Here is a 6,674-nt window from a genome sequence, read left to right on the forward strand (position 1 = left end):
ATGGGGCCGCGCGTTCTGATCGTGCTGCATTCGGAAACCTCGACCCCGGGGCGCATCGGCCACATGCTGGCGGAAAAGGGCTTCGCACTCGATATCCGGCGTCCATGCCTGGGTGATGCGTTGCCCGGAACGCTCGCAGACCACGCAGGTGCGGCGATCTTCGGCGGTCCGATGAGCGCCAACGACCCCGACGACTGGATCACCCGCGAGATCGACTGGATCGGCGTGGCGCTCAGGGAGGACAAGCCGTTTCTTGGGGTCTGCCTCGGCGCACAGATGCTCTCGAAGCAACTCGGCGGAAGCGTCAGCCCCCATGCCGGCGGCCTTGTCGAGATCGGCTACTATCCGCTGAAGCCGACGGAAGAGGGCCTTACCCATGGCCCCTGGCCGGAACATGTCTATCACTGGCACCGCGAGGGCCTGACGCTTCCTTCAGGCGCAGTACGCCTTGCCACAGGGGAAACCTTCGAGAACCAGGCCTTCCGGTATGGTCGGAAGGCCTATGGCATCCAGTTCCACCCGGAGGTGACGAGGCTCACCATGCACCGCTGGGGCGTGATCGGCGCGCACCGCTTCGTGCTGCCAAACGCACAGGACTCGCGCGCCCACCTGGAGGGCAACCTGTTGCATGACCAGGCGGTGAAACTCTGGCTCTCACGGTTCCTCGATCACTGGCTGGCTGCTGGCGGCTGATCTCTGCGGCTGGTCTGTGCCGGGCTGGAACGGCCATCGTGGCGCGTTAATCCTTTCTTTCCTGAATGGAAACTTTTCCGAAACACAGATCGGACATGATCTGCCCATGGCAAGCGGGCCCGGAGCGGGACCAGAGCCAGGGGCGAACCGGGATCATGTACTGCGTACCCGGCCTCCCGATTTCAAGGGGGAGCCCCGGTCAGGGGGCTCCCCGCTTGCCGTCCGGCTTACCTTCTGCTTGCGACACCGGACGCCAGGCATGACATAGTACTGGTCATGTCCTCATCAACTGGCTTCCAGACCTGGCTCAGGCCCGAACCGGCCGGGCTTTATTGCATACCCGGCGATTTCCATATCGATCCCGCCGCGGCCGTGCCGCGTGCCGTCATCACCCACGGCCATTCCGACCATGCGCGCCCCGGCCATGGCGCCGTGCTCGCCACTGCCGACACGCTCGCCATCATGCGTCTCCGGCTGGGTGAGGCGGGCGCCGCGCATGGCCAGGCGCTGGCCTATGGAGCACCGCTGACGATCAGGGACGTGACGGTGACCCTCGTTCCCGCCGGACACATCCTCGGCTCGGCCCAGATCGTGATCGACTATCGTGGCCAGCGCGCCGTGATCTCGGGCGATTACAAGCGCCACCATGACCCGACCTGCGAAGCCTTCGAACTCGTGCCCTGCGATCTCTTCGTTACCGAGGCGACCTTCGGCCTTCCCGTCTACCGGCATGAGCCCGCATCGCAGGAGGCGGCAAAGCTCCTTGCCTCGCTGGAGGACTTTCCGGAGCGCACGCACCAGATCGGCGTCTATGGCCTGGGCAAGTGCCAGCGGCTGATCGCGCTGCTGCGGCAGGCGGGCTATCAGCGCCCAGTCTGGCTCCACGGCGCGCTGCGTTCGATGACGGACTACTATGTCGCGCGCGGTATCGATCTTGGCGATGTGCCTGCGGTGGCCGATGCGCCCGGCAAGCTTGCAGGCGAAATCGTCCTCTCGCCGCCCTCAGCGCTGGGAGACCGCTGGTCCCGCCGCCTCGCCGATCCGCTGTCAGGCTTTGCTTCCGGCTGGATGAGAATCAGGGGGCGCGTGCGCCAGCGCGGTGTGGAACTGCCTCTCATCATCTCTGACCACTGCGACTGGCCTGAACTGCTGCAGACCATCACGGAGACCGGGGCAGGGGAGGTCTGGGTCACCCACGGGCGGGAAGAGGCGCTGGTGCATGAGCTGGGCAAGCGCGGCATCAAGGCCGGTGCGCTGCGTCTTGTCGGCCGCGAGGATGACGCCGAATGAAAGCCTTTTCGAGCCTCCTCGACCGCCTTACCTATACCCCCGCCCGCAATGGCAAGCTCTTGCTGATGCGGAATTATTTCCTTTCAGCGCCCGATCCCTGCCGTGGCTATGCGCTCGCCGCCCTGACCGGTGATCTTCCCGTCGACTTTCCGCTTCGCCGCGTGCTTTCGGACATCGGCGAAAGCCGCTTCGACCCCGACCTCTTCCGGATGTCGCGTGATGACGTGGGCGACACGGCGGAGACCGTTGCCCTGATATGGCCCGCCACGGCGGTGCAGGGTGAGGCGCCGCGGCTGCAAGAAATCGTGGCTGCCCTGTCGAAGGCGGGGCGATCTGGCCATGCAGCACTCCTCACACACTGGCTCGACCGGCTGGACGCAACGGGCCGCTGGGCGTTGCTCAAGTTCCTGGGCGGTGCCCCGCGCGTCGGGGTTTCCGCGCGGCTTGCCAAGCAGGCGGTTGCCGATGCCTTCGGAAAAGCCATCGATGACATCGAGGAAATCTGGCACGGCCTCCAACCTCCCTATGAGGAGCTGTTCGCCTGGCTGGAACAGAAGGCGGAAAAGCCATCGCTTTCCGCTGCACCCATCTTCCGTCCGCTGATGCTTGCGCATGCGCTGGAGGATGACGACTGGAACTCGCTCAACCTCGCGGATGTCGCCGCCGAATGGAAATGGGATGGCATCCGTGTTCAGGTTGCGTCGAAGGGCGGCATGACGCGCCTTTTTTCGCGCACGGGCGACGACATCGGGCAGGCCTTTCCGGAACTCGTCGATCATTTCCGCTTCGACGCGGTGCTCGACGGGGAGCTGCTGGTGGTCCGGGGCGGGGAGGTTGCGCCCTTCGCCGACCTGCAGCAGCGTCTCAACCGCAGAAGCGTCACGCGCGCCATGCTCACCACCCATCCCGCCCATGTCCGCTTCTATGATGCCCTCGAGATCGGCGGTGAGGACTTGCGCGGACTTCCCTTCAGTGCAAGGCGCCAGCGGCTGGAGGACTGGCACGCCGCACATGGTCCCGCCTTGAGTGATCTCTCCGAAATCCTGCACTTCTCCAGCAAGGAGGCCCTGCAGGCCCGTTGGGAGGCGACCCGGGAGGAGGGAATCGAAGGCCTGATGCTGAAGCGCAAGGACAGTCCCTATCTGTCCGGCCGGCCCAGGGGACACTGGTGGAAGTGGAAGCGCGCCGCGCTCACGGCCGATTGCGTGCTGCTCTATGCCCAGAAGGGTGCGGGAAAGCGCTCCTCCTTCTATTCCGATTATACTTTCGGTGCCTGGACCGAGAGGGATGGCGAGGCCATGCTCGTGCCGGTCGGAAAGGCCTATTCCGGCTTCACCGACGAGGAACTCGTGAAGCTTGACCGCTTCATCCGCCAGAACACGGTGGACCGCTTCGGCCCCGTCCGTTCGGTCGCACCCGGACTGGTGCTGGAGATCGCCTTCGACGCGATCCAGCCCTCCGCCCGCCACAAGTCCGGCATTGCCATGCGCTTCCCCCGCATCTCCCGCATCCGCTGGGATAAGCCCGCGCGGGAAGCCGATACGCTCGATCGCCTGAAGGCGTTAATCACCGCAGTCCGCTGAGCGCGTCCTTCGGCACCCGGCAGGCCACCGAATAGGCCGGGTTGAATACATTGGCCACGTCGTAGCGCACCGCCTGTCCCATGACATGGCTGGCGGCCACTGCGTCCAGCCCGTAGTCCGCCATCAGCCAGTCGTGCATTTCCGTCGTGGCGTGCTGCAGCGCCTGGTCGAGGGGGCGGGCGTTGCCGATGGTGAATATCTCGTGCTCATTCATGCCGCGCGGCCAGCCGATTTTGGTGTCCTTCAATACCCGCAGCGAGAAGGTCACCTCCGCGGCTGTCTCGATGCCGGTGCCCACGATTTCGCCATCCGCCTGCTGGGCGTGGACATCGCCGAGAAAGAACAGCGCGCCGGGCACGGAGACGGGGAACATCACCTCGACCCCGGCCTTGAAACCCCGGTAATCCATGTTGCCGCCATAGCGCCCGCTGGTGGCGGTCGAGATCGCCTGGCCCAGATCCGGCGCAACGCCGAAACAGCCGATCATCGGCTCAACCGCGACTGACCAGCGGGCAAGCTGGGCAGGCGGCTCAGCCAGCCGGGCGCGGCCGGTTTGGGCATCGATCAGCCATTGCGTCTGGCGGCGTGCGGGAAAGCGGTGCACGGCCGAGGGATCAACCACGTTGGGGCTCAGCACGTCAAAGGTCCAGCCGGTGCTCCGCGTCATGCGGATGCCGTGGATTGTGACGAGGAGTGCGTCCCCCGGTTCTGCCCCGGCGACAAAGAACGGCCCGGTCATCGGGTTCGGCCTGTCGCCGATCTTGATGCCGCGATGGTCGAAGCCATGCGCGTCGGCAGTCTCCGCCGTCACCGTGTCGCCGCTGGCGATCGTGAGGACGGGGGCATGGCTGCCAATCGAGTTGTGCAGCATGGTGGGTGAGAAATGATGCGCTGTCATGATCAGGCGAGGCTCGCTGCAAAAAGTTTCTTTGCCAGGATCACGGCAGCGGGTCCATTGGCCGCCGTGCCGTCCGCCCCGACCCGCTCGACCCACTCGGGATGCCGTACAATGGCCGAGCCCCCCACCATGATGCCGACCTTGGGGTTCAGCGACAGCTCCCGCACGCGGGCGATCGCCTGTGCCAACCCATCCACATTGAGGTCGGAGCCGAGGGAAAAGCCGACGACGCTGAACCATTCGCGCGCCACGATTTCGGCCGCATCCTCAAAGCGCGGCGTGGCGCAGGTCCAGACATGCCAGCCGCCCGCGCGCAGGAACTTCTGCACGATGCTGCTGCCAAGGCTGTGCTGTTCGCCGGGTGCGGTCGCAAGAAGCACCTTGCGCTTCTCGTCATGGCCCGGCACCTGATCGAGGCCTTCAAACACGAAAACCAGCCGTTGCAGCCGGGCCACGCCCAGCGTCACATCCAGAAAATCGATCCTGTCGTCGTTCCACAATTCACCGAGGTGCCGTGCGGTGGGCTCGAGCAGTTCCGTATGCAGGATGTCGAGCGAAATGCCCCGGTCCTTGAGCCCCAGGATGAAGTCGAAGGCATCATTGTTTTCCGGGCCCAGGACGAGGGTCGCAAGTTCGTCGATGTCGGAGGTCTGCGGCAGCAGGGGCGGCTCGTCAGCGCTGGAAACCTGCTCATGCAGCGCAAGAAGCCGCGGCACCACTTGCTCCGCCACGATCCGTCTGAGCTTGGCATAACGGAAGTCGGGCACGTCAATGGTCACGGCCAAGGGCGGCAGGAAAGCCACCTCCGGCCCTGGGCCTTCATTCCGGCGTGAGTCCGGCTTTCCGTGACTCATGCCGTCGGAGTCGTTCCGGTCCTCCGTCATCCCCCATTCCCATCCGGATCAGCCAGTCGCAGAACGCCAGCCTTCTTGTTGTGTGTCAACCATAACTGACACTGGCACCCCGTGCAATCTGGTGCTTCGCACCTGCGATATGGAAGGGTGCCGGGGATACAGATGAAAGGGAGCTTGGGCTGCGGCCAGAGGCGATGCCTCGTACTGGAACCTGGTGGAGCGAAGGGGGATCGAACCCCTGACCTCGGCATTGCGAACGCCGCGCTCTCCCAACTGAGCTACCGCCCCTTTTCAGGTGGTTTCCACAGGCCGGATTGGCTTCTAGTCCCAGTCCCGGACAGCGTCAAGCTTGCTTGCGGGGGGCGGTACGCCTACATCTACACAGACCAAAAACCAAAGGGCTGCTTCCCCATGATGTCGATGAACCCCTTCCTGTGGCTGATCCTCACTGTCATCGACATCTATTTCTGGATCATCCTGGCCATGGTCGTGCTCAGCTGGCTCGTCGCCTTCAATGTGGTGAACCGCTCTAACCCCTACGTGCGTCAGTTCGGCCAGGCGCTGGAAAAGCTGACGGAGCCGCTGCTCCGGCCGATCCGCCGTTTCCTGCCTGACCTCGGCGGCATCGACATATCGCCGATCGTCCTGCTCATCGCCATGCAGTTCCTGGGCATGCTGGTCACCCGCCTCTTCGTCAATCTCGGCTGGGCGTGACCGCGGGCGAAACCGCCCGCAACAAGACCCTTCTGGTCACTGGAAATCCGGCGGAACTTGAGGCATTGATTGCCCGCGTGAATGCAGTGAAGGAAAGTTGAACATGGCGAAAATCATCGATGGCAAGGCCTATGCCGAGGGGCTGCGGGCGCGCATTGCGAAGGCCGTCTCCCTCCTCAAGGCGGAGCACGGCTTCACCCCCGGCCTCGCCGTGGTGCTGGTGGGAGAGGATCCGGCGTCCAAGGTCTATGTCGCCAACAAGGCCAAGCAGACGGTCGAGGTCGGCATGAACTCCTGGGAGCACAAGCTCCCCGCCGAGACCTCCGAGAAGGACCTTCTCGCCATCGTCGAGAAACTCAATGCCGACCCATCTGTCCACGGCATCCTCGTTCAGCTTCCGCTGCCCAAGCATATCGATTCGACCAAGGTGCTCTCTGCCATCTCGCCCGCCAAGGACGTTGACGGCTTCCATGTCGTTAATGTCGGCAAGCTCTCGACCGGGCAGGACTCGCTCGTGCCCTGCACGCCGGTGGGCTCGGTGATGCTGGCGAAAGACGTGCTGGGCTCGCTCGACGGGTTGGATGCGGTGGTCATCGGCCGCTCCAACATCGTTGGCAAACCCGTGGCGCAATTGCTGCTCGC

The 6,674-nt window shown here is 64.4% G+C and carries 7 protein-coding genes and 1 tRNA gene; 5 read left to right on the plus strand and 3 right to left on the minus strand.

All coding sequences use genetic code 11. The annotated features are described in order from the left end of the window. The 3 genes from ACILRA_RS03350 (at position 1) to ACILRA_RS03360 (ending at position 3,566) form a co-directional block, all read left to right on the plus strand. A complete protein-coding gene (locus ACILRA_RS03350; protein ID WP_395660677.1) occupies positions 1–693 on the plus strand; it encodes a glutamine amidotransferase in 693 nt (230 codons plus the stop codon). Between the two features lie 276 nt (positions 694–969). Then, on the plus strand, positions 970–1,983 hold the full coding sequence (locus tag ACILRA_RS03355) for a ligase-associated DNA damage response exonuclease (RefSeq protein ID WP_395660678.1): 1,014 nt from the start codon (positions 970–972) through the stop codon (positions 1,981–1,983). After that, positions 1,980–3,566, plus strand: coding sequence for a cisplatin damage response ATP-dependent DNA ligase (locus ACILRA_RS03360; protein WP_395660679.1), 1,587 nt, complete (start codon positions 1,980–1,982; stop codon positions 3,564–3,566). Before ACILRA_RS03355 ends, ACILRA_RS03360 begins: the two co-directional genes overlap by 4 nt. Here ACILRA_RS03360 and ACILRA_RS03365 read toward each other — a convergent pair. From ACILRA_RS03365 to ACILRA_RS03375, 3 genes are all read right to left on the minus strand, one after another. Next, the gene (locus tag ACILRA_RS03365) at positions 3,550–4,464 is read right to left on the minus strand and encodes an acetamidase/formamidase family protein (protein WP_395660680.1); all 915 of its coding nucleotides are present in this window, start codon (positions 4,462–4,464) and stop codon (positions 3,550–3,552) included. The two genes, ACILRA_RS03360 and ACILRA_RS03365, sit on opposite strands and share 17 nt — an antisense overlap. Before the next feature lie 2 nt (positions 4,465–4,466). Further along, entirely contained in the window at positions 4,467–5,348 is an 882-nt protein-coding gene (locus ACILRA_RS03370) for a B12-binding domain-containing protein (protein ID WP_395660681.1), read from the minus strand. A 182-nt stretch (positions 5,349–5,530) separates the two neighbouring features. Further along, positions 5,531–5,606: transfer RNA gene (locus tag ACILRA_RS03375), tRNA-Ala, on the minus strand. A 123-nt stretch (positions 5,607–5,729) separates the two neighbouring features. On the opposite strand from ACILRA_RS03375, the gene ACILRA_RS03380 reads away from it, so the two are divergent. Beyond that, the gene (locus tag ACILRA_RS03380; protein WP_395660682.1) at positions 5,730–6,032 is read left to right on the plus strand and encodes a YggT family protein; all 303 of its coding nucleotides are present in this window, start codon (positions 5,730–5,732) and stop codon (positions 6,030–6,032) included. A gap of 103 nt (positions 6,033–6,135) precedes the next feature. After that, a partial coding sequence (locus ACILRA_RS03385; protein WP_395660683.1) for a tetrahydrofolate dehydrogenase/cyclohydrolase catalytic domain-containing protein occupies positions 6,136–6,674 on the plus strand: 539 nt, incomplete at its 3' end.

Source organism: Aestuariivirga sp., assembly GCF_044239095.1.
Taxonomy (GTDB): domain Bacteria; phylum Pseudomonadota; class Alphaproteobacteria; order Rhizobiales; family Aestuariivirgaceae; genus Aestuariivirga.